This window comes from Mesorhizobium sp. YC-39 (assembly GCF_025753795.1).
In the GTDB taxonomy this organism is placed as follows: domain Bacteria; phylum Pseudomonadota; class Alphaproteobacteria; order Rhizobiales; family Rhizobiaceae; genus Mesorhizobium.
In genome coordinates this window covers 417,669-443,232 of record NZ_JAOWPS010000003.1, presented here as the reverse complement: position 1 = coordinate 443,232, position 25,564 = coordinate 417,669, and the positions used below count along the sequence as shown (strand labels likewise).

Sequence of the window (25,564 nt, the reverse complement as noted above, 5' to 3'; positions counted from 1 at the left end):
CGACACGTTTGTGCCAGCCTACGGCTGCCCATTGCCGGACAGCACCTGCGCGGCGCCGCGCATGGCGACGCGGAACGCCTCGTCGAAACTGACGCCGCGCACTTGCCATTTGTAGGTCTTGCCGGCCATGGCAAGCCGCCAGTCGGCGATCCAGCCCAGCTCCTTGTCGCTCCAGACGAGGCTGCCGGCCAGTGCCTGGTCGGCGCCGACCTTTCTTGCGGTCGCGTCTAGCATCGCCATCCCGGCATCGCGCAACGTCTTGTCGACCAGCCCGGCCTGCGACAGCGCCGCCGCCTTGGGAAGGGCCACTTGCATGGCAAGTGGCCCGGCGGCATTGTCCAACGATTCACGCATCAGCTCACCGCGTTCGCCTTCGGCATCGAGCGTGAAATGCCTTGCGCCGCGCTCGGTCGCTAAAAACACCGCCAGCCGCGGCCTCTCGGCCAGCCATGGCCTGCTGTCGAGCGAAGCCAGCACCGGGTCGATCACCGCTGGCCTGTACTGGCAATAAAGATTGTGGGGCCGGTCGTACGTCCCTTGATCGTCATGGTTGGGAATGCCTTCCATGCGGTCGCGATAGCGGAAGCTGGTGACGAAGCTGCCGGCCTTGTCGCGCAGTGCCGACATAGCAGGTTTCGCTGGCAGGCGCTGATCGCCGGAAACTCGGACCAGAACGGCGTCGAGACAGCGCTTGAAGCCGGCTTGGCGGTTTTTCTCACCCTGACCGTTGACGATGGTTTGCGACTGGTAGAGTTCGTCGACTGTTGCAGTGATTGCGGAACGCACCGTCAAAAAGCCCGCCGTCAGGACGATCGCCATGAGCGCAAGGCGCGAAAACCAGGGCATGGCTCACAGTCCTTCGGTATCTACGGCTTTGGCGGCCACGCCAGCTCGGGACCGGTTCTGAAGAACGACACATTGTTGGTGAAGATGCTGACCGGGGCAAGCCTGATCATGCGCCCGTCCGGATGTTCGATCTGGGCCACATTGTCGATGAACCACTGGTTCCAGCTTGCTTCTCGACCAAGATATTTGTGAAGCAGCCGTTTGAAGCGGTCCGGCGACATCGCTTCGATGGTGGCGGCGCCGCGCAGCCCGAGATGGAGCAGGATGCCGGCCTCGTTGTCGAAGTGAACGATTTCAACCGCGCAGCGCGGGTCTATCTCAAGGTGTTTTACCGCGCTGCCGTCCGCTGACCCGAGCAACCAGATCGCGCCATCCTCCCAGATGAACCATACCGGAGCACTGCGCGGCGCACCGTCCGCGGTCACGGTCGCCAGATTCGCCATCAGCGGGCGACTGAGAACGTCGTCCGGGTCGAACTTTCGCGGCATCTCATACCCCGACGCTCCGGTTTCAAGCATCATGCGTTCGCCCCTGAGGTGATTGCTGCATAGATGGACGGTCGTGCCCTCGACGGCAATTTTGCGCCCATTTGGGCCGGACGCAAAGGACGGTCTCGTTGCGCCCGAAATCCAAACCAGCCCGCCACCGATTGGCCCCGGCATTGACGCACCCATGCGCCAGCTATTAGAGCGACGTGCGTCCACTTGGACGCACAAAGTACGCGTCTCAAGAATTTTGAGTCTTCGCATCGTGCTTTCCGAACCGAAGGTCAGCGCCGCAAAAATCGATTCCGATTTTCGGGCCGATGCGATAGCACTTCAGTCCCGCAGATGCGGGGGAGGATTCTCTGGCGATGGATTTTGACGGAGGCGACGAAATTCGCTTCGAACATTTGGGTCGGGCTGGCATCGTCACGCTGACGCGGCCACAGGCGCTCAATGCCGTCACGCATCGCATGGTCAAGGCACTCGACAGGGCCTTGCGCGCCTGGGAGCGGGATCACGAGGTCGATGTGGTGGTCGTCAAGGCCGAGGGCAGGGCGTTTTCCGCGGGCGGCGACATCTTGCATATCTATGAAGCCGGCCGTGCGGGAAAGCCGCCGGTCGAGTTCTTCGCCGACGAATACCGGCTCAACGCCCGTATCGCCCGGTTCAAAAAACCCTATGTCGCGCTGATCGACGGCATCGTCATGGGCGGCGGCGTCGGCGTCTCTTTCCATGGCTCGCAGCGGATCATGACCGAGAACGCCCAGTTCGCCATGCCGGAAGTCGGCATCGGCTTTTTCCCGGATGTCGGCGCCAGCCACCTCCTGCCGGACCTTGGCGGCAGCTTCGGCATGTATCTGGCGCTCACGGGAAACCGCATCCGCCACGGCGATGCGCTGTGGTCGGGCCTGGCGACGCACACGATCAAGGCGCAGGATCAGGCGGGCTTTCTCGACCGGCTTTGCGCGACGGGCGATCCGGAATCGGTGCTGCGCGGCTTTTTTGTCCCGGCCCGGCGCGAGACGGACAGGCCGGTGTTGGAGGCGATCGCCCGCCATTTCGCGCAACCGTCGCTGGCCGACATCGTCGGCAGCCTGGAGTTGGCAGCCGCTGCTGACGATTTCGCGGCAAAGACGCTGGCGACGATCCGCACCCGCTCGCCGACCAGCCTGCATGTCGCCTGGCGTCAGATCAGCGCCGGGCTGACGCTGTCCATGGACGAATGCATGAAGATGGAGTTCCGCATCCTCAACCGCATGCTGTCGGGCCATGATTTCTACGAGGGCATTCGCGCCGCCATCATCGACAAGGGCTCGACGCCGCTCTGGCTGCCGGCAAGCCTCGATGCGGTCAGCGCTGCCGATGTCGACGCCTATTTCGCGCCGCTCGATGAACGGGAACTTGAGCTGTGAGCGAAGTCACCTCGAGGCGCGTCGTGCTGCAGCCGACGACGGTGGAAGTCATCTTCGCCTGGTTCCAGCGTGTCATTGCCGGCTACTGCCTCCTGTTCGGCATATTGTACTGGATCAGGCTGATCGGCTTCTACCAGGGCCCGCTGTGGCGCTTCGACCTGATGCCTGTGCACTGGCAGGTGGCGGCGGTGATGCTCGCCGTGTTCTTCCCCTTCGCCGCCGCGGGCCTCTGGATGCTGGCCTCCTGGGGGCCGGTAATATGGTTCATCTGCGCGGTGACCGAGACGGTCATGTATGCCGGCTTTCCCGAGCTCTTCGGCCACCGGCTGCTGATCGTTGCCTCACATGCGGCGGTGGCGCTGCTTTATATCGTCTTTCGCGTGGTGATCTGGCTGCAGAAGCGCCAGACCCGGCGCTAGAGCATTTGCAGCCAGATGGACTGACTTGGCGTCGCGCAAATGCCGTTAAACAAGCAGATAGAACGGGATGCCCCATCCCGCTCTGATTTCGCCCAGAATCAGTGGTGAAATCTTTAGGTTAATTATCCTTGCTCGGGTGACCGTTCGTTAAGCCTCTTTCGAAACCTCTTACCGGTAAGCTCTTGTTAGCCTTGGCGTTTAAGTCGAATTTTATGAGTATTCGATAGTGTCGCGATCAAGGTGAAAAACAAAAAATCACCAGGGCGACAAACGAGAGGCAAAGACAATGATCAATTCGCGTCCGGCGGCGAAGACCGCCAACGTATCCGACGATCGCCGCGAGGCAATCCGTTCGCTTTACATGGAATCGCTGCAGCTTGTGGAGCGTCTGCACCGCCGTCTGCTTGACGTGATCAAGGACGAATTCGACCGCAACGGCCGTTCCGACATCAACGCCATCCAGGCGCTGCTGCTCTTCAACATCGGCAACTCGGAACTGACCGCCGGCGAACTGCGCTCGCGCGGCTACTATCTCGGCTCGAACGTCTCCTACAATCTGAAGAAGCTGGTCGATCTCGGCTTCATCAACCACCAGCGCTCGCGCATCGACCGCCGTTCGGTCCGCGTCTCGCTGACGCCGAAGGGCAACGAGGTGGCGGAAGTCGTCGCCGGTCTCTACGAGCGCCATGTCGGCTCGATCGAGCAGGTCGGCGGCATCAACACCGACGAGTTCAAGCAGATGAACCGTGCGCTCCAGCGGCTGGACCGCTTCTGGAATGACACGATTGCTTATCGGATGTAATTCATCCGCCGCATCGAGATCGGAAGCCGCGCCACAGAAGCGCGGCCGGGGAGCAGCCAATCAGGACCGGTGCCGAAAAGCACCGGTCCTTGCGTTTCGTATGGGCCAGCCGATCCAAATCGCTGACAAGGCCACGTTGCCGCCATATTCCCGGTGAAAGCGAGAATGCGGGTGAGGTGGAAGCCATGAATTCACCTCGAACGCGCGTTACACCTTGCCTGTTTCACATCGAAGTGATGGGGCGCTGGTTGGCTAATTGTTAACAATGCCAACTTTAGTGTGTGGGCGAGATCGCCCGTGACAAGAATTGCTACAAGAATGTCTGGAACGTCCATGAGAACCAGCCGCCGTTTCTTCCTTTCCGGAGCCTCCGCGCTCGCCGCCGCCATGGTAGCGAACGCCGCCAGCGCCCAGGACGTGATCGGGGACATCCTGAAGTCCTCCGGCCGCGGCAATTGGGACGACCAGTTCGACGCCCGCCCCAGCCAGGGCGGCAAGGTGGCCTCGACGCTGCCGATCTTCAGCCTGCAGACCGTTGCGTTTACCGAGCAGGCGGTCGCGCAGTATCAGAACATCGTCGCCCAGGGCGGCTGGGAGCCGGTTCCTGATACCAAGAAATTGCAGCTCGGCGTTGATGATCCGGACGTGGTGCCGCTGCGCAAGCGTCTGATGGTTTCGGGCGATCTGGCGCAGAGCGCCGGCATCTCGACGGCCTTCGATTCCTATGTCGACGCCGCCGTCAAGCGCTTCCAGGCGCGCCATGGCCTGCCGTCCGATGGAACGTTGGGCCAGTACACCTATGCGGCGATGAATGTTTCGGCGCCAATCCGGCTTGGCCAGTTGCAGACAAACCTGCAGCGACTGCGCGAGCGCGCCGGCACTCTGGGCAACCGCTACGTTCTGGTTGACATCCCGGGCGCCCAGGTCGAGGCGGTCGAGAACGATCGCGTCGTGCTGCGCCACACCGCCGTTGTCGGCAAGATCGACCGCCAGACGCCGATCGTCAATTCCAAGATCAACGAGATCATCGTCAACCCCTACTGGAATGCTCCGGTCTCGATCGTGCGCAAGGACATCATTCCGCTGATGCGGAAGGACCCCAACTATCTCAAGGACAGCCATATCAGGCTGTTCGCGCCGGATGGCAGTGAGGTCGATCCGCTCACCGTGGACTGGTCGACCGACGACGCCGAGAAATACCGCTTCCGTCAGGATCCGGGCGCAGGCAACGCGATGGCCTCGGTCAAGATCAATTTTCCGAGCCCGGACGGCGTCTACATGCACGACACGCCGCAGCAGAGCCTGTTCGGCAAGATGATGCGCTTCGATTCCTCGGGCTGCGTGCGCGTCCAGAACGTGCGCGACCTCGTCACCTGGATCCTGCGCGACACGCCGGGCTGGAACCGCCAGCATTTCGAGCAGGCGATCAAAAGCGGCGAAAACATCCCGGTGCAGGTCACCAATCCGGTGGCGGTCTATTTCCTCTATCTGTCGGCCTGGTCGACGGGGCCGGGCGTCGTACAGTTCCGCGACGACATCTATGGCCTCGACGGAGCCAATGAGCTGCAAATCACTTCTGCGCTTTAAGCGATTGATTTTTTGCTGAAAAGGCCGCCGATGAGGCGGCCTTTTTGCTTTCAAGTTCCCGCAAGCGAGTCTGTTGCGTACTCTGGATGGACCTTCCCGTCCGGTTTACGCACGATCTTGGAAACCTCGTTCGGAATCAGGCCATGCAAGTCGCCGTCTTCATCCTCGTCGTGCTCGTCTTCGTCGCCCTTTCGGGCGCGCTGGTCCGGCTCGTGCGCGTGCCGCTGCCGGTATTGCAGATCGCCATGGGTGCGGCACTGGCCTGGCCGGTGCGCGGCATCCATATCGAGATCGATCCCGAGCTGTTCTTGCTGGTGTTCATCCCGCCGCTTTTGTTCAGCGACGCCGTTGCCGCGCCGAAGCGCGAATTGCTGGCGCTGCGCGGCCCGATCCTCGACCTTGCCATCGGGCTCGTCTTCTTCACCATCGTCGGCTTCGGCTATGCCTTGCACTGGCTAGTGCCGAGCATCCCGCTGGTCGTAGCCTTCGCGCTTGCGGCAGTGCTGTCGCCGACAGACGCAGTGGCCGTCTCCTCGATCGTCGACCGGAACGTGGTGCCGGCGCGGCTAATGCATATTCTGGAAGGCGAGTCGCTGCTCAACGACGCGTCGGGTCTCGTCATGTTCCGTTTCGCGGTGGCGGCAGTGCTGACCGGCAGCTTCTCCTTCGCCGCTGCTTCGCTGAGTTTCCTCTACGCCGTTGCCGCCGGCATCCTGGCTGGCGTGGTGGCGGTGTTCGCCGCCGCCAAGGCACTGCAATTGCTCAACCGCATCGGCGGTGTGCCTGCCGAGGCGCAGGTGCTGGTGATGATCCTGATCCCCTTCATTGCCTATCTCGGCGCCGAGCATGCCGGCGCGTCCGGAATCCTGGCCGCCGTCACTGCTGGCGTGCTCACCAGTGGGTCCGGCATATTCCGCTATCTCAGCGTATCGGCGCGCATGCAGACCATATCGCTGTGGACGACGCTTTCCTTTGTGTTCAACGGCGCTCTGTTCATTCTGCTCGGCCTGCAGCTCCCCGACATCATCCGCAACGTGCCGCCCGAGCTGAGCAGCCGGCATTGGCTGATCGAGCCGGTCGCCACGGTGCTGATCCTCACTCTATGCCTGATCGCGCTGCGCTTCCTGTGGATCTGGGTCGGTGACATCGCGGCGCGGCTTGCCGCGCGGTTTGGCAAGCGCAAGGCCGAGACGTTCGGCCTGCGCGTGCGGCTCGCCGGCTCGGTGGCGGGCGTGCGCGGTGCCATCACGCTGGCCGGCATCCTGTCGCTGCCCCTCGCCATGCCCGACGGCTCGCCGTTTCCGGCCCGCGATCTGGTGATTTTCCTCGCCGCCGGCGTCATCATCTGTTCGCTTGTCATCGCCAGCCTTGCCTTGCCGAAGATCGCGCGCGGGCTGGTCGAGCCGGGCGAGGATCCTGGTGCCGCCGAGGAACGCCGGGCACGCGTCGGCGCGGCCAATGCGGCCATCGCTCGCATCGAGAGCGTCGCCAATGACGGCAGCGAAGGTGAGGAGGCCGGAGCCCGCCTGGCGGTAGCCGACAGCATCGTCGCCGGTTATCGGCGCCGGATCGCCGCCTCCGACGAGGCGGATGAAGCCCGCGCCGAGGCCCGTGAAGCCGGACGGCTGGAGCTCGAGCTTAGGCTCGCCGGCATCGAGGCCGAGCGGGCCGCCGTGCGCGCCATGTTCCGCAGCCGCGAGATCAACGACCATACGATGCAGGCGCTGTTTGCCGAAATCACCCTCACCGAGGCCTTGCTGAAGGGCCGGCAGGGGAGGAAATAAGCACTGCGGACCCGCGCTGACGCAATCCGACCAGCAAATTTCGCGCTGCAAACGTGGCGGGGCGAAAGCAACTGTGTTAATGGCGCGACAGACCCCCGGAGCGCGAGGATTTCAAGCCATGGCAACAGCAGCGGCAGTGTCGAACAAATTCGAATCCTTCTTCGAAACCACGCTTGAAGATGCCGATCCGGAGATCTTCGGCGCCATCCGCAACGAACTCGGCCGCCAGCGCCACGAGATCGAGCTGATTGCGTCGGAAAACATCGTCTCCCGCGCCGTGCTGGAAGCGCAGGGATCGATCATGACCAACAAATATGCCGAGGGCTATCCGGGCAAGCGCTACTATGGCGGCTGCCAGTTCGTCGACGTGGCCGAGGACCTGGCGATCGAGCGGGCGAAAAAACTGTTCGGCTGCAACTTCGCCAACGTCCAGCCCAATTCCGGCAGCCAGATGAACCAGGCGGTGTTCCTGGCGCTCTTGCAGCCCGGCGACACCTTTATGGGCCTCGACCTGAATTCAGGCGGCCACCTGACCCACGGTTCGCCGGTCAACATGAGTGGCAAATGGTTCAAGGTCGTCTCCTACGGCGTGCGCAAGGAAGACCATCTGCTCGACATGGATGCGATCGAAAAGATCGCGCATGAGACCAAGCCGAAGCTGATCCTGGCTGGCGGCACTGCCTATTCGCGCGTCTGGGACTGGAAGCGGTTTCGTGAGATCGCCGACTCGATTGGCGCCTATCTGATGGTCGACATGGCGCATATCGCCGGCCTGGTCGCGGGCGGCGTGCACCCGTCGCCGCTGCCCTATGCCCATGTGGTGACGACGACCACGCACAAATCACTGCGCGGCCCGCGCGGCGGCATGATCCTGTGCAACGACGAGGACATCGCCAAGAAGATGAATTCGGCGGTATTCCCGGGCCTGCAGGGCGGGCCGTTGATGCATGTCATCGCCGCCAAGGCGGTGGCCTTGGGCGAAGCGCTGAAGCCAAGCTTCAAGCTCTATGCCGAGAGCGTCGCCGCCAATGCCAAGGCGCTGGCCTCCAGCCTCAAGGAGACCGGTCTCGACATCGTCTCCGGCGGCACCGACAACCATTTGATGCTGGTCGACCTCAGGCCCAAGAACGCCACCGGCAAGCGCGCCGAGGCCGCGCTTGGCCGCTCCAACATCACCTGCAACAAGAACGGCATCCCCTTCGACCCGGAAAAGCCCTTCGTCACCTCTGGCGTGCGTCTGGGTACCCCGGCCGGCACCACGCGCGGCTTCGGCCAGGCCGAGTTCCGCGAGATCGGCAAGCTGATCGCCGAGGTGCTGGATGGGCTCAAGGTCGCCAACTCCGACGAGGGCAATGCGGCGGTGGAAGCCGCGGTGAAGGCGAAGGTGACCGCATTAACGGATCGTTTTCCGCTCTATCCCTATCTCGGTTGACCTGACGCTCACCATCATTGCTTATCGACAAGCGCCGTTGCAAACGATCCGGGCAGGAGTGTTGATGATGCGAAGCTATGCCGGTTCTTGCGTCCTTGGAGCCTTGGCCCTGCTGGCAGCCTTGCCGGCATCTGGTGTCGCCTGGGCGCAGACGACTCCTGCGGCGGCACCGAAGATGGAAACCTTCGGCACGTGGTCGACCATCGTGGATGAAGTCAACACCGGTGAGGATGTCCGCAAGACCTGCGCCGCTTCGACCGCCTTCGTCGACGGCAACGGCAGTGCCGGCACGCTGACGCTGTCGATCTCGAACGGCGATGCTCTGCCGCCCGACGCCTATCCCGCCATCATGATCACCGTTGACAATAAGGATCTGCCGACCGGCAAGAACATCGCCGCGACATTCGGCGACCCCGGCGTCAAGGTTTCCGCGACGGTCTATTCCACCGACGCCGTCAACGGCCGTCCCAGTTGGGTGGTAAACAACCAAGCCAAAACCAGCCTCGCCCTGCTGCGCGCCATGCGCAAGGCCACCTCGCTCGATGTCGTTTTCGGCAAGCAGGCGGTCGCCAGCATCCCGATGGATGGGTTCACTAAGGCCTACCGCAATCTCGGCACGTCCTGTGGCTTCCCGACAAAAGACGTTGCGCCTTGACGCGACAGGCGGCTCTCGCAATTTTCTCCGCGCCTCGCTATCTCTGAGACGCGAAGGCTGCGTTTGCCATTCCGGCAAAAAGCTCTAAGCCTTTCGCTTCACGAGATTCGCGAACCGAAGGCTCTCCATGCGCTGTCCCTACTGCCAGTCCGAAGATACGCAGGTGAAGGATTCGCGCCCCGCCGAGGATGGCGCGGCGATCCGCAGGCGCCGCGTCTGCCCCGATTGCGGCGGCCGCTTCACCACCTTCGAGCGCGTGCAGTTGCGCGACCTCGTGGTGGTCAAGAAATCCGGCCGCAAGGTGCCGTTCGACCGCGACAAGCTGCTGCGCTCGGTCGAGATCGCGGTGCGCAAGCGCAATGTCGATCCCGAGCGCATCGACCGCGCGGTGACCGGCATCGTGCGCCAGCTCGAAAGCTCGGGCGAGACCGAAGTCGCCTCCGGCGAGGTCGGCCGGCTGGTCATGGAGGCGCTGAAATCGCTCGACGACGTCGCCTATGTGCGCTTCGCCTCGGTCTATCGCAATTTCCGCGAGGCCAAGGATTTCCATGACGTGCTGGGTGAACTGAAGGGCGACGAGCTCAAGGGCGACGAGGACGCCGGCTGAGCATGGCAAAGCCCGAGCGCAGCAAAGCCGAACAGGAGAGCCTCGATCGCCGCTTCATGGCGGCGGCGCTCAGGCTGTCGCGAAAGAACGCCGGGCGCACCTCGACCAACCCTTCGGTCGGTACGCTGATCGTGCGCGACGATGGTGCTGGCCCCATGATCGTCGGCACCGGCGTCACCGCCGTCGGTGGCCGGCCGCATGCCGAGACCGAGGCGCTGGCCGAGGCTGGCGAGCTGGCCCGAGGCGCCACCGCCTATGTCACCCTGGAGCCTTGCGCTCACCATGGCCGCACGCCGCCTTGCGCCAATGCGCTGGTCAATGCTGGCGTCGCGCGCGTCGTGGGTGCTGCGAGCGACCCCGACCCGCGTGTCTCCGGCAAGGGCTACGCCATCCTGCGCGCCGCCGGAGTCGATGTGGTCGAAAAGGTGCTCGCCGCGGAGGCCGCCGAACAGATGGCTGGCTATCTGATTCGATCTCTCAAGAAGCGCCCGGAAGTGATTCTGAAGCTTGCGCTTTCCAGCGACGGCAAGATCGGCAGGGAAGGCGAGGGGCAGGTCGCGATCACCGGCGAGATCGCGCGGCGCGAAGTCTACCTGATGCGGGCCGAAGCCGACGCCATTCTGGTCGGCATCGGCACCGCGCTGGAAGACGATCCGGCGCTGACCGTGCGTTTGCCGGGGCTGGAGAACCGCTCGCCAGCACGCATCGTGCTCGACCGCCAGATCCGCCTGCCGGAGACCTCGAAGCTGGTCTCAGGCATCGACCGGGTCCCGCTTTATGTCGCCGCTTGCCTGGAGGCCGATCCGCACCGGCGGGCAGCGCTCGAACGCGTCGGCGTTCGCTTCATCGGCACGGAAACACATGAAGGTGGCGTCGCTCTGCCGGAACTGCTGGAAGACCTGGCCGCGCTCGGCATGGCGAGCGTGCTGGTCGAGGGCGGCGCCAAGGTGGCGAGTACTTTCCTGGCGGAAGGGCTGGTCGATCGCATCGTGCTGTTCCAGGGGCCGGAAGCGATCGGCAAGGACGGCATTGCATCGCCCATCGACGCCGACCATATCCCTGCGGGGTTTCGCAAGTTGCGTGATATGCGTTTCGGCGAGGACAGCTACGCCGAATGGGTAAGAGATATCTAGGACCAGGGCCGCGATGTTTACTGGGATTGTTACCGATGTCGGCACCGTTGCCGCGGTTAAGCCGCTGAGCGAAGGCATCGGCCTGCGCATCGACACCGCCTACGACCCCAAGACCATCGCCATGGGTGCGTCAATTTCCTGCGGCGGAGTCTGCCTTACCGTCACGGCGTTGCCCGAGCACGGCTCGAACGCGCGCTGGTTCGAGGTCGAGGCTTGGGAGGAAGCGTTGAGGCTGACGACGGCTGCGGGCTGGAAATCCGGCACCAGGATCAATCTGGAGCGGGCACTGAAGATCGGCGATGAACTCGGCGGCCACATTGTATCCGGCCATGTCGACGGCACCGCCGAGATCATCGAGCGCAAGGAGGAGGGCGATGCGGTACGCTTCACGCTGGAGGCGCCACGCCATCTGGCGAAATTCATCGCGCCCAAGGGCTCCGTCGCTCTCGACGGCACCTCGCTCACCGTCAACAAGATCGAAGGCACCCGCTTCGACGTGCTGCTGATCCACCACTCGCTGACCGTTACCACCTGGGGCGATCGCGAGGTCGGCGATCGCGTCAACCTCGAGATCGACACCATGGCCCGCTACGCGGCGCGCTTGGTTGAGGCGGCGAAAGAGGGGCTTTAAGCCACCCTCGGAAATTAGACCGGTCCTGAACGTCGGACAAAGCTTGCGAATGTGGCCGCTTCGGCCTAAGTCACCGGCGATCCCCGGAGACATTTATGGCTGGCACATCCCAACACGGCAAAGCGTTTATCCGCCCGAAAAAGAAGGCGCACCTTCTCGTCATCGAGGCACGCTTCCATGACGACCTTGCCGACGCGCTGCTCGAAGGCGCGACCACCGCGCTCGATGAAGCGGGCGCGACCTATGATGTCGTCACGGTTCCGGGTTCGCTGGAAATCCCGGCGGTGATAACCTTTGCGCTTGACGGCGCCTCCGAAGGTGGGACGGACTATGACGGTTTCGTTGCCCTCGGCACCATCATCCGTGGCGATACCTATCATTTCGACATAGTCGCCAATGAATCCAGCCGCGCGCTGATGGATCTGTCCGTGCAGGAATCGATCTGCATCGGCAACGGCATCCTGACCACCGAGAACGATGCCCAGGCCTGGACACGGGCCAGGCGTTCGGAAGGCGACAAGGGCGGCTTTGCCGCGCGCGCTGCGCTGACCATGATCGCGCTCAAACAGCAATTGGGAGCGCCATCGTGAGCGAGCCTGCTTCGCCTGGCCAGCCCACAGTGCGCCATGCCAACAAGCGCGGCGCGGCCCGTCTGGCCGCCGTGCAGGCGCTCTACCAGATGGACGTGGCCGGCAGCGGGGTCTTCGAGATCACCGCCGAATACGAATTGTTCAGGCTTGGCAAGGAAGTCGACGGCGCGCTCTATCGCGAGGCCGACGCGCAATGGTTCCGCGCCATCCTTACCGGTGTCGTCGAGAACCAGAAGACCATCGATCCGGTCATACGACAGGCGCTGACCGACGACTGGCCGCTGTCCAGGCTTGATTCGACCCTGCGCGCCATTCTGCGCGCCGGCGTCTATGAGCTGATGAAGCGCGAGGATGTGCCTGTCGCCGTCATCGTTTCGGAATACGTCGACATCGCCAAGGCCTTCTACGAGGACGACGAGCCGAAGCTCACCAACGCCGTGCTCGATCGCGTGTCACGCCGGGTGCGTGGCGAGGGGCGCGGCAAGGACGCTTCATGACCGCCACGGCCATCGCCGCCGGGGCTGGCAAGGAAGCGCGCCGAACGGCGTTTATTCTGGCCGCCTCGCAGGCGATCATCGGTTCGGCCGCACCCATCGCCATTTCGCTCGGCGCTCTGGCTGGGCAATATCTGCTTGGCCCTGACAAGTCGCTGGCGACCGCGCCGGTCACCGGATTCAACATCGGTGTTGCGCTCGGCGCTCTGCCGGCCGCCGCCATCATCCGCCAGCTCGGCCAGCGCGGCGGCTTCATGACCGGCACGATCGTCACCGCGCTTGGCGGGCTTGTTGCCACGCTGGCGCTGTTTAATCCCAGCTTCTGGCTGTTCGCCTTTGGGCTATTGGTGCTCGGTGTCGGCGGCGCCTTCGTCCAGCAGTTCCGCTTCGCCGCCGCCGACAACGCGCCGCCGGCGTTCAAGGCGCGTGCCATCTCCTTCGTGCTGGCCGGCGGCATCGTTACCGCCATCCTCGGGCCGCAGATCGTTATCTTTACCCGTGAATCCTTTGCTCCTGTGATGTTCGCCGGCTCGTTCGCTTCCATCCTCGTGCTGGCGGCGGTCGGAGCAGTCATTCTCTCGTTCCTTCGCATTCCGGCGAGAGCCGTCGGCAAGGCGGAAATCGCCGACAGCGATGCCCGGCCGCTCTCCGAGATCGTCACCAGGCCGCGTTTCATCGCAGCACTTTTCTGCGCCGTCGGCAGCTATGCGCTGATGACCTTCGTCATGACCGGCGCTCCGCTGGCCATGGTCGGATGCGGCCTGTCGACCGACGACGCCACGCTCGGCATTTCCTGGCACGTGATGGCGATGTTCGCGCCGAGCTTCTTCACCGGCTCGCTGATCCATCGCTTCGGCGCCGAGCGGATCGTGGCAATCGGTCTTGTCTTGCTCATCGGCTGCGCCGTGGTGGCGCTGTCGGGGCTGGCGCTGTGGCAGTTCTGGATGGCGCTGATCCTGCTCGGCCTTGGCTGGAACTTCGCCTTCATCGGCGCCACCGCCATGGTCGCTGACAGCTACACGCCATCGGAAAAGGGCAAGGTGCAGGGCTTCCACGACTTCGTCCTGTTCGGCTCCGTCGCCTTTGCCTCGCTGATGTCGGGCGCGGTCTACAATGCCTGGGGTTGGGAGATGCTGAACTGGATCATCTTCCCGGTCACGGTACTTTGCTTCGTGGCATTGGGTGCGTTGAAGATGACGACCTTGCGTCCAGTAAACTGACATCACGCTGTCGGGACGGGCGGCGTGGGATTAGGCCAATCCGCACAAAATTATTGCGTGCATACCCATTGTTATGAAACCGTGTGCCCCGACGGGGCGTTGAGGCCATGCTCATATGCGGCAACCGCATTCCGGTTTCACAGCAAGGGATTTCACAATGTTTTCAATCAAGCTTCTGGCCGGCGCAGCACTGGCGCTCGGCATCACAGCCGCCTCCGCCAGCGCCCAGGTCGTGGTGTCGTCGAAGATCGACACCGAAGGCGGTGTGCTCGGCAACATCATTCAGCTGGTGCTGAACGCCAACAACATCCAGACGACCGACCGCATCCAGCTCGGGGGCACCCCGGTGGTGCGCAAGGCGATCACCGCCGGCGAAATCGACATCTATCCGGAATATACCGGCAATGCCGCCTTCTTCTTCGAAAAAGCCGACGATCCCGTCTGGAAGGATGCCGCCAAGGCCTATGAGACAGCGAAGAAACTCGACTACGACGCCAACAAGATCGTCTGGCTGTCGCCGTCGCCAGCCAACAACACATGGGCGATCGCGCTGCGCAAGGAGGTCGCCGAGACCAACAAGCTGGCAACACTGTCCGACTTCGGCAAATATGTCTCTGGCGGTGGCCAGGTGGTACTGGCGGCCTCGGCCGAGTTCGTCAATTCGGCGGCAGCACTTCCGGCCTTCCAGACCACTTACGGCTTCACGCTAAAACCCGACCAGCTGATCACGCTGTCTGGCGGCGACACGGCTGCGACCATTGCCGCGGCGGCGAACCAGACCAATGGCGCCAACGCCGCCATGGTCTACGGCACCGACGGCGGCATCGCGCCCTCCGGCCTGGTCGTCCTCGACGACGACAAGGGCGTGCAGCCGGTCTACCAGCCTGCGCCGATCATCCGCGAGGCGGTGCTGAAGGAGCATCCGGAGATCGAGACGCTCTTGAAGCCGGTCTTCGCCAAACTCGACCTCGTCACGCTGCAGGAACTGAATGGCCGCGTGCAGGTTGGCGGTGAGCCGGTCAAGGGCGTCGCCGAGGATTTTTTGAAGAAGAACGGGTTTTTGAAGTAAGCAACTCGCAGCTGAAATTATGACATCGGTGCGAGGCGCCCCCCTCTGTCCTGCCGGACATCTCCCCCACAAGGGGGGAGATCGGATGTCGCATCGGCTTTCGCCAATCTCCAGCGTCGCAAGGAGATCGCCGGCGACGAAGCTGCCAATCTCCCCCCTTGTGGTGGAGATGTCCGGCAGGACAAAGAAGGGCGCGACAGAGCGCGGCGATTCTGTCGTCAGGTCGTCCAATCGCCACGCAGGCGTCTCATGACCATCCGCTTCGACAAGCTCGGCGTGGTTATCGCCGCGATCGCAGCCAATGCGGCGTTCCTCGCTCCTTTCGCCACTTTCCGCGCCAACCGCATCGTGCCCGGCGAGGCGCGCTCAATCCTTGAATCTCTGCCGGTGACGGTCGGCCCGCTGCTGCTGGCGATCGTGGTGATCGCGGCAATCATCGCGCTGTTGAAAACCCCACTCGTCCTGCGCCTTGCGGCCAGCGTGGCGGCACTTGCGGCCCTTGCCATCCTGATCGGTGTCGCCGGTAGCTTCCTGACGCCTGAGGGCAATACGTTCGCGCGCATTTCGCCAGCCTCTGGCTTCTGGCTGCTCATCTTCGCCTTTACGCTTTTGCTCGCCGATGTGCTGACGAGGCTAAACCTGTCGCCATGGGCGCGCGTCGGCGTGCTGGTCGTAGCTGCGCTCGCGATCGGCCTGCTTTTGGTTTCGGGAAGCTGGAACAGCCTATCCATCCTCAAGGAATACGCCAACCGTGCCGACAGTTTCTGGGCGGAGGGCTCCAAGCATGTGACGCTGGCGCTGGGCTCGTTGGCGGCGGCGGTGGTCGCTGGTCTGCCGCTCGGCATCCTCTGCCACCGCGTCGACAAATTGCGCGCCGGCGTGCTGAATGTGCTGAACATCATCCAGACCATCCCCTCCATCGCGCTGTTTGGCCTGCTGATCGCGCCGCTCGGCTGGGTCGCCACGCATGTGCCAGGAGCGGCCTCCCTCGGCATTCGCGGCATCGGCACCGCCCCCGCCTTCCTCGCGCTGTTCCTCTATTCGCTGCTGCCGGTGGTGGCCAACACCGTGGTCGGCCTTGCCGGCGTGCCGCGCGCCGCCAACGACGCCGCTCGCGGCATGGGCATGACCGACCGCCAGCGCCTGTTCGGCGTCGAGTTTCCGCTTGCCTTTCCGGTCATCCTCACCGGCATCCGCATCGTGCTGGTGCAGAACATCGGCCTCGCCACCATTGCAGCGCTGATCGGCGGCGGCGGCTTCGGCGTGTTCGTCTTCCAGGGCGTTGGCCAGACGGCGATGGACCTGGTGCTGCTCGGCGCCGTGCCGACGGTGGCGATGGCCTTTACCGCGGCCATCATTCTCGACGCGGTCATCGAAATGACCTCCACCAAGAGACGCGAGGCACAACCCGCATGATCGAGATCGAAGGCATTACCAAGCGCTATGACGCGACGACCGTCGTCGATGACGTATCGATGCTGATCGAGCCGCGCACCATTGCCGTCGTTGTCGGCACCTCCGGTTCCGGCAAGACGACGCTGCTGCGCATGATCAACCGCCTGGTCGAGCCGACTTCGGGCGTCATCAAGCTCGACGGCGCAGACAACCGTTCGCTGCCCGGCTACGAGCTGCGCCGCAGCATCGGCTACGCCATCCAGGGCCATGGCCTGTTTCCGCACCGAACGGTGGCGCAGAACATCGCCACCGTGCCGGTGCTGCTCGGTTGGGACAAGGCTCGCATCAAGGCCCGCGTCGACGAGTTGATGACCCTCTACCAGCTCGACCCCGAGGCGTTCGGGCCGCGCTATCCGCATGAGCTTTCCGGCGGCCAGCAGCAGCGCGTCGGTGTCGCCCGCGCGCTCGCCGCCGAGCCCAACGTGCTGTTGATGGACGAGCCGTTCGGTGCGCTCGACCCGATCATCCGCAACAAGGCCCAGGAGGACCTGCTGGCGATCCAGAAGCGCTTCGGCACCACCATCATCCTCGTCACCCACGACATGGAAGAGGCGGTGCATATGGGTGACAAGATCGCGGTCATGGATGCGGGCAAGCTGGTGCAATATGCCAAGCCGGCCGAGATCCTGGCGAGGCCGGCCAGCGCCTTCGTCGAGACGCTGGTCGGCGCCAGCGAAAAGCCGTTCCGGCTGCTGTCGCTCGGGCGCGTGCGCGACGCGGTGGAGAAGGGGACCGCCGAAGGCGAGGCGATCCCCGGCGACGCCAGCCAGCGCGACGCCTTGGCCGAGCTCCTGTGGTCGGGCCGCCTCGCGCTGCCGGTGAAAGGCGCTGACGGCAAGCCGCTCGGCCGCGTCACCGTGGACGGGCTGGTGAAGCGCGCGGCGAGGCCGGCATGAAGGCCTGGCTTCCATCGCTGCTCAGGCTTGCGCTGGTTGTGCTGCTGGTTGCCTTCGTGACCAACCCCAGCTGGTTCGAACCTTTGTTGAAGCCGTTGACCGAGAACAACGCGCCGGCGATCTACAATCAGGGCAGCCTTTTGACGCTGACACTGCTGCATCTCAGAATCGTCCTGATCGCGACCGTTGCCGCGACCATCGTCGCGGTCGCGCTCGCCATCCTGGTCACCAGGCCGGCCGGCGTCGAATTCCTGCCGCTGTCGCGCAGCCTGGTCAATATCGGCCAGACCTTTCCACCGGTGGCCGTGCTGGCGCTCGCCGTGCCGGCCGTCGGCTTCGGCGAGAAACCAACTTTGATCGCACTGTTTCTCTACGGGTTGTTGCCGATCTTCGAGAACGCGTTGACCGGCCTGACGACGCTGCCGGCCAATGTCGTCGAGGCGGCGCGCGGCGCCGGCATGACCGGCTGGCAAAGGCTCATCAAGGTAGAATTGCCGCTCAGCGCGCCGATCATTCTGGGCGGTATCCGGCTGTCGGTGGTCATCAGCCTTGCTACCGCGACCATCGGTTCGACGGTAGCGGCGAAGACCTTGGGCGAGGTGATCATCGCCGGCCTGCTGTCGAACAATCTCGCCTTTATCCTGCAGGGCGGCCTGATCGTCGCGGCGCTTGCCGTGCTGATCTATGACGGGCTCTCGGCGATCGAGCGTTATTCCGCGCGCAGGATGGGGCAGGAGACGGCGTAACCTCTCGGCGCAAGCCTTACTGGTTCATTGTCCACTCGAACGGGCAGGGTGGTCGAGCGTCAGCTCGAGCCTGGTGCCAACCCCGTCGACGATCCAGCGGCGGCGGATGATCGCGAAATCGTGTCGCGCGCCGGCTTGTATCAACGAGACAAGATCACCCGCAGCGCAATCGCAGCCGAGATCGAGCGTTTCGACAGCCTGGGCGATGCCTTGCTTGCTGGCATAATGTCTCGCGACGGCTGTGAGCACGATGATCGCCGACCCCCCCGTTGCGCAATCTTCGGGACTCGGCGATTGATCTGTCCGGTGCCCCGATCTTTCAGCAGGAGTTCTTGCCATGACCTTGCGTTTCTCCAAGATCGTCATGTGTGTGTGTCTGGCGGTTTTCGCCTTCCTCGTCGCCTTCGGCAACATCACCGATTACGGCTCAAACTTCGCTTTTGTCCAGCATGTGTTGAGCATGGACACAACCTTTCCCGGCAATGCGCTGATGTATCGCTCGATCACCAACCCGTCGCTGTGGACCGCGGGCTACTGGCTGATCATCCTGGGCGAGGCGTTGACATGTCTGCTCTATCTGATCGCCGCCTGGAGTTTGTGGCAGGCGCGCAACGCCAGCGGGCAGGCTTTCAATGACGCCAAGAAATTTGTGGTGATCGCCGCCACCATGGGTTTCCTTGTCTGGTATTTCGGCTTCATGGTCGTTGGCGGCGAGTGGTTCGCCATGTGGCAGTCTTCGACATGGAACGGTCAGGAGGCGGCGTTCAAATTCTACATGACAATGCTGGTGGTGCTGATCTTCGTCATCCAGCCTGATGGTGATCTGCGTAAAAGCTGATCGAAGCCGTCAGGCCGATTTTAATCGATCTAATAGGGCGGCGGCACCGGCGGGTCCGCTGCCGTCCATGCCTTTTGGGCGAAAGCCGGGCAAAAACCGAACAATATCTTGACGTTCGCAGCCCTGTTTCGCATAAGCCGGTGCGAAGGAGGCGGATTCCGCTTGGCGGAATCCGCTTCCCGTCTCAACGGCCCAGGGAGGGGTTCTTTTGGGCCATCAATCGAGGAAAATTAGGCAATGACCATTATTTCCGCCGTCATCGCCTGCGGCCTGCTTTCAGTCCTTTACGCCATTTGGGCGACACGTTCGGTCCTTGCGGCCGACCAAGGCAATGCACGCATGCAGGAAATCTCCGCGGCCATCCGCGAAGGCGCGCAGGCCTATCTGGCGCGCCAGTATACCACCATCGCCATTGTCGGCGTTGTCGTCCTGCTGCTCGCCTGGTGGCTGCTTTCCGCCACCGCCGCCATCGGCTTCCTGATCGGCGCGGTTCTGTCGGGTGCGGCCGGCTTTATCGGCATGCACGTCTCGGTGCGCGCCAATGTGCGCACCGCGCAGGCCGCTTCCAACAGCCTCGCCGCCGGCCTCGACATTGCCTTCAAGTCAGGCGCCATCACCGGCATGCTGGTCGCGGGCCTCGCGCTGCTCGGCGTTTCGATCTACTATTTGATCCTCACCCACTTCATGGGTCTCCAGCCCAACGACCGTATCGTCATCGACTCGCTGGTTTCGCTGGGCTTCGGCGCCTCACTGATCTCGATCTTCGCCCGTCTCGGCGGCGGCATCTTCACCAAGGGCGCCGACGTCGGCGGCGACCTCGTCGGCAAGGTCGAGGCCGGCATTCCTGAAGATGATCCACGCAACCCGGCCACCATCGCCGACAATGTCGGCGACAATGTCGGCGACTGCGCAGGCATGGCCGCCGACCTGTTCGAAACCTATGCGGTGACCGTCGTCGCCACGATGGTTCTCGCGGCCATCTTCTTCGGCGGCACCGCGGTTCTGGGTGCTGCCATGCTCTATCCGCTCGCCATCTGCGGCGCCTGCATTCTGACCTCGATCGTCGGCACCTTCTTCGTCAAGCTCGGCTCCAACGGCTCGATCATGGGCGCGCTCTACAAGGGCCTGATCGTTACAGGTCTGCTGTCGATCGTCGGGCTGGGCGTCGCCACCTCGGTATGCCTCGGCTGGGGCGAGATCGGCATCGTTGCCGGCATGGCCATCACCGGGAAGAACCTGTTCATCTGCGGCCTGATCGGCCTGTTGGTGACTGGCCTGATCGTGGTGATCACCGAATACTACACCGGCACCAACAAGCGCCCGGTGAACTCCATCGCCCAGGCCTCGGTGACCGGTCACGGCACCAACGTCATCCAGGGCCTTGCAGTGTCATTGGAATCGACGGCGCTTCCGGCGATCGTCATCGTCGGCGGCATCATCTCCACCTACCAGCTCGCCGGCCTCTACGGCACGGCGATCGCGGTCACCACCATGCTCGGCCTTGCCGGCATGATCGTCGCGCTCGACGCCTTCGGCCCGGTCACCGACAATGCCGGCGGCATCGCCGAGATGGCCGGCCTGCCCAAGGAAGTGCGCCACTCCACCGACGCGCTCGACGCCGTCGGCAACACCACCAAGGCAGTGACCAAGGGCTACGCCATCGGTTCGGCCGGTCTCGGCGCTCTGGTGCTGTTCGCCGCCTACTCGAACGACTTGAAGTTCTTTGCCGCCAATGGCGACAAATATCCCTACTTCCAGGGCATGGGCGAAATCTCTTTCGATCTTTCCAACCCTTACGTCGTCGCCGGCCTGATCTTCGGCGGCCTGATTCCGTATCTGTTCGGCGGCATCGCCATGACGGCCGTCGGCCGTGCGGCGGGCGCCATCGTCGAGGAGGTGCGCAAGCAATTCCGCGAGGATCCGGGCATCATGGCCGGAACATCAAAGCCGAACTACGCCCGCGCCGTCGACCTGCTGACCAAGGCGGCGATCCGGGAGATGATTATCCCGTCGCTGCTGCCGGTGCTGGCGCCGCTCGTCGTCTATTTCGGCGTGCTGCTGATCTCGGGCTCGAAGGCGTCCGCCTTTGCCGCGCTCGGCGCCTCGTTGCTTGGCGTCATCGTCAACGGCCTGTTCGTCGCCATCTCGATGACCTCAGGCGGCGGCGCATGGGACAACGCCAAGAAGTCGTTCGAGGACGGCTTCACCGACAAGAACGGCGTCAAGCACCTCAAGGGTTCCGAGGCGCACAAGGCCTCGGTGACCGGCGATACGGTCGGCGACCCCTACAAGGACACCGCCGGCCCGGCGGTCAACCCGGCGATCAAGATCACCAACATCGTCGCGCTGCTGCTGCTGGCCGTGCTCGCGCACGGATAAGCTATCACTCAAATAAAAACCCGCCGGAGCGATCCGGCGGGTTTTTTGTTGCCTGATTTCTGGTGCTGGCGGTGAAGCGCCGGATGGCGATCACGTACCGCCGGGCGACGATCCGCCGGGGATACCAGGCGCCAGCTTGCTGGCGCCGTTGATGATCTGGCTGAGGAAGTTCTGGTCCTTGCCGCCGGTCGGCGTGGTGCGCGAGATGAAGTCGAACACCTTGCCGTCCTTCATGCCGTAATTGGCGATCTGGGTAACGCGTCCATCGTCACCGAAATACACCGCCAGCACTTTCTGGTCGACCAGACGCGGCTTGTCGAAGGCGACGTAACGCTTTCGCGTCTGCGAAATGTAATAGAAGGCCTCATTGTCGAACGTAGCTGTCGTCGACGGCGTGCCGAGCGCCAAAAGCACCTGTTCGCGGCTGGAGCCGACCGGCACCGAGTCGATCGCCTGCTGGTCGATCACATAACCCTGCGTCAACGTCTCGCTCGGATTGAGATCGCCGATCATCTTGGACGAATTGCAGGCGGAGAGCGCAGAAGCGATCGCCAGCAGCGAAGCCACGCCGACGGAACTTTGCAGAAAAATCGACTTGAATTTCAGCGCTCGCAACAACAACTCCTTCAAACTGCCGCAACTTGCGCTGGGCCGCAAAACCGGTAAACCAGCTTGCTTGCCGATGCAACAAGGCCAATTCAACAAACGGTCCCCGGGAGACCACCCTCAAATGTTCCAGCGCCTTTTTGGTCGCGAACGTCACGCCAACCGCGCTATCACCGAGGCGCTTTACGCACAAATCGTGGCATCCGCGCGGCAAACCGGGTTTTATTCCGACTGGAATGTACCGGACACGCCGCTCGGCCGTTTCGAGATGCTGTCGCTGCACATGTTCCTGCTCCAGCACCGGCTGCGCGGCGAGGGCGGCGTTGCGGGAGAGGTTGCGCAGGTGCTGATCGACGAATTCTTCCTGGATGTCGAGCATTCGCTACGGGAACTGGGCGTCGGCGATGTCGGCGTGCCGAAACGCATGAAGAAACTGGCGAAGATGTTCTATGGCCGTACGGCCGCCTATGACGACGCCCTGGAACGAAACGACCACGACGCGCTTGCCGCCGCCCTTGCCCGCAATGTCAGGCCAGATGCTGGCGCCTGGCCGCAAGCTTTGCGACTGGCAAACTATGTGGTCGAGGCCGACAGGCATCTCGCGGAACAGCCTGCCGAATCGATCGTTTCCGGCACGGTGACTTTTCCTGTGGCCAAGTCGGGCTGACCAAGTCAGGCTGAAGAGAGTCAGGCTGAAGGAGAGGAAGATGAAAGATGCTGACACCCAAAGCCCCGTGTCCTTCGTGGCAAACGTCACCCGCCTGCCGCACAAGGGACTGCCGGTGGTGATCGAGGCCGATGCCAAGCAGCGCGCAGCACTTGCCGGCGAACACGATCTGCTTTCGGTTGAAAGCTATCGCGCCGACCTTCTGGTGACGCCATGGAAGCGCAACGGCGTCAAGGTCAGCGGTCGGGTCGAGGCCGATATAACCCAAGCCTGCATCGTTACTCTCGAGCCAGTCGAGGCGCAAATCGACGAGGCGGTCGAGGCGCTGTTTCTGCCGCAAGAGTCCAAGCTCGGGCGGCAGGGTTTCGAGGGCGGTGGCGAGATACTGCTCGATGCCGAAGGGCCGGACAGTCCCGAAATTTTCTCCGGCGACACGATCGATGTCGGCGCGATTGCCGAACAGTTCTTCGGGCTGGCGATCGATCCTTATCCACGCAAGCCGGGAGCCTCGCTTACCGTCTCGGGCGACGCCGGGTCCGATGAAAGCGAATTCCAGCAAAAGCTGCGCTCGCTGCTTGGAAAATCCTGAAAGCGGCCCTGATATTAGAAAAGTCGGTTGTGCGGCAGCCCAAAACCGCTATTTTCGCCAAACCTTCGCGAGCCCCGAACCATCGCAAGCGCCAGGCGCTCGCTCAAGCAAAACGTGAGATGAATACCGCGTGATCAGGATTTCCATCGATGCCATGGGCGGCGATCACGGACCAAGCGTGGTCATCCCGGCGCTCATGACGGTCGCGACCCGGCGTCCCGACATCCGCTTCGTCATCTATGGTCGTGAGGAGGTGGTGCGCCCCGAACTCGCTAAATTCCCTAAGCTGGCGCAGGTGAGCGAGTTCATCCACTGCGAGATATCGGTCAGGATGGACGACAAGCCGAGCCAGGCGCTGCGCCATGGCCGCTGGAAGTCGTCGATGTGGAAAGCGGTCGAGGCGGTCAAGTCAGGCACCGCCGATGCCTGCATCTCGGCCGGCAACACCGGCGCCCTGATGGCCATGTCGAAATTCTGTCTGCGCACCATGGCGACCATAGACCGCCCGGCGATCGCAGCACTTTGGCCGACATTGCGCGGCGAAAGCGTGGTTCTGGACGTCGGCGCCACCATCGGCGCCGATGCGCATCAACTGATAGATTTTGCGATTCTGGGCACCGGCATGGCGCGCTCGGTTTTCGGCATCGAACGGCCGAGCGTCGGCCTGCTCAATGTCGGTGTCGAGGAGATCAAGGGCCAGGAAGAGGTCAAGGAGGCGGGGCGCATGTTGCGCGAGGCCAACATGGCCTCGATGAACTATCACGGTTTTGTCGAAGGCGACGACATTGGCAAGGGCGCCGTCGACGTGGTCGTCACCGAAGGATTCGCCGGCAACATCGCGCTGAAGACGGCGGAAGGCACGGTAAGACAGATCGCCGGTTATTTGCGCGCCGCGATGAACCGGACTCTGATGGCCAGGATCGGCTATATCTTTGCCAAGGGTGCCTTCGATCGCCTGCGTGAAAAGATGGATGTCGGTCGCTCAAATGGCGGCGTCTTCCTGGGGTTGAACGGTATTGTGGTGAAAAGTCATGGCGGGGCTGATTCGGATGGCTTCGCGGCGGCGATCGAGCTTGGCTACGACATGGTGCGCAACAATCTGCTCGACCGCATCGAGGCCGATCTCGACCTGTTCCATGCGCGCAATCCGCATGCCCAGACCAACAGGAAATCCGACGTCGTTGCCGACGCAAAGGAATAGGAAAGAGCTTTGATCAGATCAGTCGTGCGCGGCACAGGTGCTGCGCTGCCCCGCCGCATCATGAAGAATGCCGATTTCGAAGGCATGGTCGAGACGTCAGACGAATGGATCGCCCAGCGCACCGGCATCCGTCAGCGCCATATCGCGGCCGATGACGAGACGACGGCTTCGCTGGGCGAAGCGGCGGCGCGTGCGGCTCTCGACGATGCCGGCCTAACACCGGCGGATATCGACCTGATCGTGCTGGCGACCTCGACGCCCAACAACACCTTTCCGGCGACTGCTGTCGACATCCAGAACCGACTCGGCATGCATCACGGCTTCGCCTTCGACCTGCAGGCGGTGTGCTCGGGCTTCGTCTATGCGGTGACGACCGCCGACCTCTATATCCGCGGCGGCCTGGCCAAACGGGTCCTGGTGATTGGCTCGGAGACCTTCTCGCGCATCCTCGACTGGAGCGACCGCTCGACCTGCGTCCTGTTCGGCGATGGTGCCGGCGCCATGGTTCTGGAAGCAGGAGAGGGAGCGGGCAGTATTGCCGATCACGGCGTGCTGGCGGCCAGCCTGCGCTCCGACGGCATCCACAAGGACAAGCTCTACGTCGACGGCGGACCGTCGACCACCGGAACCGTTGGCCATCTCAGGATGGAAGGCCGCGAAGTTTTCAAGCATGCCGTTGGCATGATCACCGACGTTATCGAAGCGACGTTCTCGGCGGCCGGGATCACCGCTGAGGATCTCGATTGGTTCGTGCCGCATCAGGCCAATAAACGGATTATTGACGCTTCCGCCAAGAAGCTCGGGATAGCTGATCAAAAGGTCGTGGTTACCGTCGATTTGCACGGTAATACCTCAGCGGCATCCGTGCCGCTGGCGCTCTCGGTGGCCGTTGCCGATGGCCGCATCAAGAAGGGCGATCTGGTGCTGCTCGAGGCGATGGGCGGGGGCTTCACCTGGGGCGCGGTTCTGGTTCGCTGGTAAGTGCCGAACTGACAGGTTCGGTCCTTGACCTTGACGGATC

Annotated in this window: 27 protein-coding genes; 23 read left to right on the top strand and 4 right to left on the bottom strand. The window is 63.2% G+C overall.

Going from position 1 to position 25,564, the window contains the following annotated elements:
• Nucleotides 1-18: 18 nt before the first annotated feature.
• Nucleotides 19-846 carry a DUF2066 domain-containing protein gene (locus tag OHD62_RS18955; protein ID WP_263784795.1) on the bottom strand — a complete coding sequence of 276 codons (828 nt, stop codon included), beginning with the start codon at nucleotides 844-846 and terminating at the stop codon, nucleotides 19-21.
• A gap of 20 nt (nucleotides 847-866) precedes the next feature.
• Nucleotides 867-1,367 (bottom strand): pyridoxamine 5'-phosphate oxidase family protein, encoded by a 501-nt coding sequence (locus OHD62_RS18950; protein WP_263784793.1) that lies wholly within the window; start codon nucleotides 1,365-1,367, stop codon nucleotides 867-869.
• Nucleotides 1,368-1,699: 332 nt separating this feature from the next.
• On the opposite strand from OHD62_RS18950, the gene OHD62_RS18945 reads away from it, so the two are divergent.
• From OHD62_RS18945 to OHD62_RS18865, 17 genes are all read left to right on the top strand, one after another.
• Entirely contained in the window at nucleotides 1,700-2,743 is a 1,044-nt protein-coding gene (locus OHD62_RS18945) for an enoyl-CoA hydratase/isomerase family protein (RefSeq protein ID WP_263784791.1), read from the top strand.
• A complete protein-coding gene (locus tag OHD62_RS18940) occupies nucleotides 2,740-3,162 on the top strand; it encodes a DUF6163 family protein (protein ID WP_263784789.1) in 423 nt (140 codons plus the stop codon). The genes OHD62_RS18945 and OHD62_RS18940 overlap by 4 nt, the downstream gene beginning before the upstream one ends.
• A 286-nt stretch (nucleotides 3,163-3,448) precedes the next feature.
• Nucleotides 3,449-3,964 (top strand): transcriptional regulator LdtR, encoded by a 516-nt coding sequence (gene ldtR / locus OHD62_RS18935; protein ID WP_008875359.1) that lies wholly within the window; start codon nucleotides 3,449-3,451, stop codon nucleotides 3,962-3,964.
• Between the two features lie 333 nt (nucleotides 3,965-4,297).
• Nucleotides 4,298-5,551 carry a L,D-transpeptidase family protein gene (locus OHD62_RS18930; protein WP_263784702.1) on the top strand — a complete coding sequence of 418 codons (1,254 nt, stop codon included), beginning with the start codon at nucleotides 4,298-4,300 and terminating at the stop codon, nucleotides 5,549-5,551.
• Between the two features lie 143 nt (nucleotides 5,552-5,694).
• Nucleotides 5,695-7,335: a Na+/H+ antiporter gene (locus tag OHD62_RS18925; protein WP_263784700.1), complete on the top strand. Its 1,641-nt coding sequence runs from the start codon at nucleotides 5,695-5,697 to the stop codon at nucleotides 7,333-7,335.
• 118 nt (nucleotides 7,336-7,453) lie between these two features.
• Nucleotides 7,454-8,767, top strand: coding sequence for a serine hydroxymethyltransferase (glyA, locus tag OHD62_RS18920; protein WP_263784698.1), 1,314 nt, complete (start codon nucleotides 7,454-7,456; stop codon nucleotides 8,765-8,767).
• Nucleotides 8,768-8,834: 67 nt separating this feature from the next.
• The gene (locus OHD62_RS18915) at nucleotides 8,835-9,422 is read left to right on the top strand and encodes a hypothetical protein (RefSeq protein ID WP_412177402.1); all 588 of its coding nucleotides are present in this window, start codon (nucleotides 8,835-8,837) and stop codon (nucleotides 9,420-9,422) included.
• Between the two features lie 127 nt (nucleotides 9,423-9,549).
• A complete protein-coding gene (gene nrdR, locus OHD62_RS18910) occupies nucleotides 9,550-10,029 on the top strand; it encodes a transcriptional regulator NrdR (protein ID WP_006332602.1) in 480 nt (159 codons plus the stop codon).
• 2 nt (nucleotides 10,030-10,031) lie between these two features.
• On the top strand, nucleotides 10,032-11,162 hold the full coding sequence (ribD, locus tag OHD62_RS18905) for a bifunctional diaminohydroxyphosphoribosylaminopyrimidine deaminase/5-amino-6-(5-phosphoribosylamino)uracil reductase RibD (protein WP_263784693.1): 1,131 nt from the start codon (nucleotides 10,032-10,034) through the stop codon (nucleotides 11,160-11,162).
• 13 nt (nucleotides 11,163-11,175) lie between these two features.
• The gene (locus OHD62_RS18900) at nucleotides 11,176-11,793 is read left to right on the top strand and encodes a riboflavin synthase (protein WP_263784691.1); all 618 of its coding nucleotides are present in this window, start codon (nucleotides 11,176-11,178) and stop codon (nucleotides 11,791-11,793) included.
• 95 nt (nucleotides 11,794-11,888) lie between these two features.
• The gene (ribH, locus tag OHD62_RS18895) at nucleotides 11,889-12,383 is read left to right on the top strand and encodes a 6,7-dimethyl-8-ribityllumazine synthase (RefSeq protein ID WP_263784689.1); all 495 of its coding nucleotides are present in this window, start codon (nucleotides 11,889-11,891) and stop codon (nucleotides 12,381-12,383) included.
• The gene (nusB, locus tag OHD62_RS18890) at nucleotides 12,380-12,880 is read left to right on the top strand and encodes a transcription antitermination factor NusB (protein ID WP_008875369.1); all 501 of its coding nucleotides are present in this window, start codon (nucleotides 12,380-12,382) and stop codon (nucleotides 12,878-12,880) included. The genes ribH and nusB overlap by 4 nt, the downstream gene beginning before the upstream one ends.
• Nucleotides 12,877-14,097, top strand: a complete 1,221-nt coding sequence (locus OHD62_RS18885; RefSeq protein WP_263784685.1) for an MFS transporter — start codon at nucleotides 12,877-12,879, stop codon at nucleotides 14,095-14,097. Before nusB ends, OHD62_RS18885 begins: the two co-directional genes overlap by 4 nt.
• A 157-nt stretch (nucleotides 14,098-14,254) precedes the next feature.
• The gene (locus tag OHD62_RS18880; protein ID WP_263784683.1) at nucleotides 14,255-15,166 is read left to right on the top strand and encodes an ABC transporter substrate-binding protein; all 912 of its coding nucleotides are present in this window, start codon (nucleotides 14,255-14,257) and stop codon (nucleotides 15,164-15,166) included.
• A gap of 249 nt (nucleotides 15,167-15,415) precedes the next feature.
• Nucleotides 15,416-16,582: an ABC transporter permease gene (locus OHD62_RS18875; protein WP_263784681.1), complete on the top strand. Its 1,167-nt coding sequence runs from the start codon at nucleotides 15,416-15,418 to the stop codon at nucleotides 16,580-16,582.
• On the top strand, nucleotides 16,579-17,517 hold the full coding sequence (locus tag OHD62_RS18870) for an ABC transporter ATP-binding protein (protein ID WP_263784679.1): 939 nt from the start codon (nucleotides 16,579-16,581) through the stop codon (nucleotides 17,515-17,517). Before OHD62_RS18875 ends, OHD62_RS18870 begins: the two co-directional genes overlap by 4 nt.
• Nucleotides 17,514-18,263, top strand: coding sequence for an ABC transporter permease (locus OHD62_RS18865; RefSeq protein WP_263784677.1), 750 nt, complete (start codon nucleotides 17,514-17,516; stop codon nucleotides 18,261-18,263). The genes OHD62_RS18870 and OHD62_RS18865 overlap by 4 nt, the downstream gene beginning before the upstream one ends.
• 24 nt (nucleotides 18,264-18,287) lie before the next feature.
• Here the strand turns inward: OHD62_RS18865 and OHD62_RS18860 are convergent, their stop codons facing one another.
• Nucleotides 18,288-18,512 (bottom strand): hypothetical protein, encoded by a 225-nt coding sequence (locus OHD62_RS18860; RefSeq protein ID WP_263784675.1) that lies wholly within the window; start codon nucleotides 18,510-18,512, stop codon nucleotides 18,288-18,290.
• An 88-nt stretch (nucleotides 18,513-18,600) separates the two neighbouring features.
• Here OHD62_RS18860 and OHD62_RS18855 point away from each other — a divergent pair, with 88 nt between their 5' ends.
• Together OHD62_RS18855 and OHD62_RS18850 are read left to right on the top strand one after the other, a co-directional pair.
• Complete coding sequence (locus OHD62_RS18855; RefSeq protein ID WP_263784673.1) at nucleotides 18,601-19,101, top strand: DUF2165 family protein; 501 nt, start codon at nucleotides 18,601-18,603, stop codon at nucleotides 19,099-19,101.
• A gap of 237 nt (nucleotides 19,102-19,338) precedes the next feature.
• Nucleotides 19,339-21,480 carry a sodium-translocating pyrophosphatase gene (locus OHD62_RS18850; RefSeq protein WP_263784670.1) on the top strand — a complete coding sequence of 714 codons (2,142 nt, stop codon included), beginning with the start codon at nucleotides 19,339-19,341 and terminating at the stop codon, nucleotides 21,478-21,480.
• Nucleotides 21,481-21,570: 90 nt separating this feature from the next.
• Here OHD62_RS18850 and OHD62_RS18845 read toward each other — a convergent pair whose 3' ends face one another.
• Nucleotides 21,571-22,095 (bottom strand): outer membrane protein assembly factor BamE, encoded by a 525-nt coding sequence (locus OHD62_RS18845; RefSeq protein ID WP_263784668.1) that lies wholly within the window; start codon nucleotides 22,093-22,095, stop codon nucleotides 21,571-21,573.
• Between the two features lie 115 nt (nucleotides 22,096-22,210).
• Here OHD62_RS18845 and OHD62_RS18840 point away from each other — a divergent pair, with 115 nt between their 5' ends.
• The 4 genes from OHD62_RS18840 (at nucleotide 22,211) to OHD62_RS18825 (ending at nucleotide 25,524) form a co-directional block, all read left to right on the top strand.
• Nucleotides 22,211-22,753 carry a ubiquinol-cytochrome C chaperone family protein gene (locus OHD62_RS18840; RefSeq protein ID WP_263784667.1) on the top strand — a complete coding sequence of 181 codons (543 nt, stop codon included), beginning with the start codon at nucleotides 22,211-22,213 and terminating at the stop codon, nucleotides 22,751-22,753.
• Nucleotides 22,754-22,793: 40 nt separating this feature from the next.
• Nucleotides 22,794-23,342 (top strand): YceD family protein, encoded by a 549-nt coding sequence (locus OHD62_RS18835; RefSeq protein WP_263784664.1) that lies wholly within the window; start codon nucleotides 22,794-22,796, stop codon nucleotides 23,340-23,342.
• A 130-nt stretch (nucleotides 23,343-23,472) separates the two neighbouring features.
• Nucleotides 23,473-24,543, top strand: a complete 1,071-nt coding sequence (gene plsX, locus OHD62_RS18830; protein WP_263784663.1) for a phosphate acyltransferase PlsX — start codon at nucleotides 23,473-23,475, stop codon at nucleotides 24,541-24,543.
• A gap of 9 nt (nucleotides 24,544-24,552) precedes the next feature.
• Nucleotides 24,553-25,524 (top strand): beta-ketoacyl-ACP synthase III, encoded by a 972-nt coding sequence (locus OHD62_RS18825; protein WP_263784662.1) that lies wholly within the window; start codon nucleotides 24,553-24,555, stop codon nucleotides 25,522-25,524.
• Nucleotides 25,525-25,564: the final 40 nt, after the last annotated feature.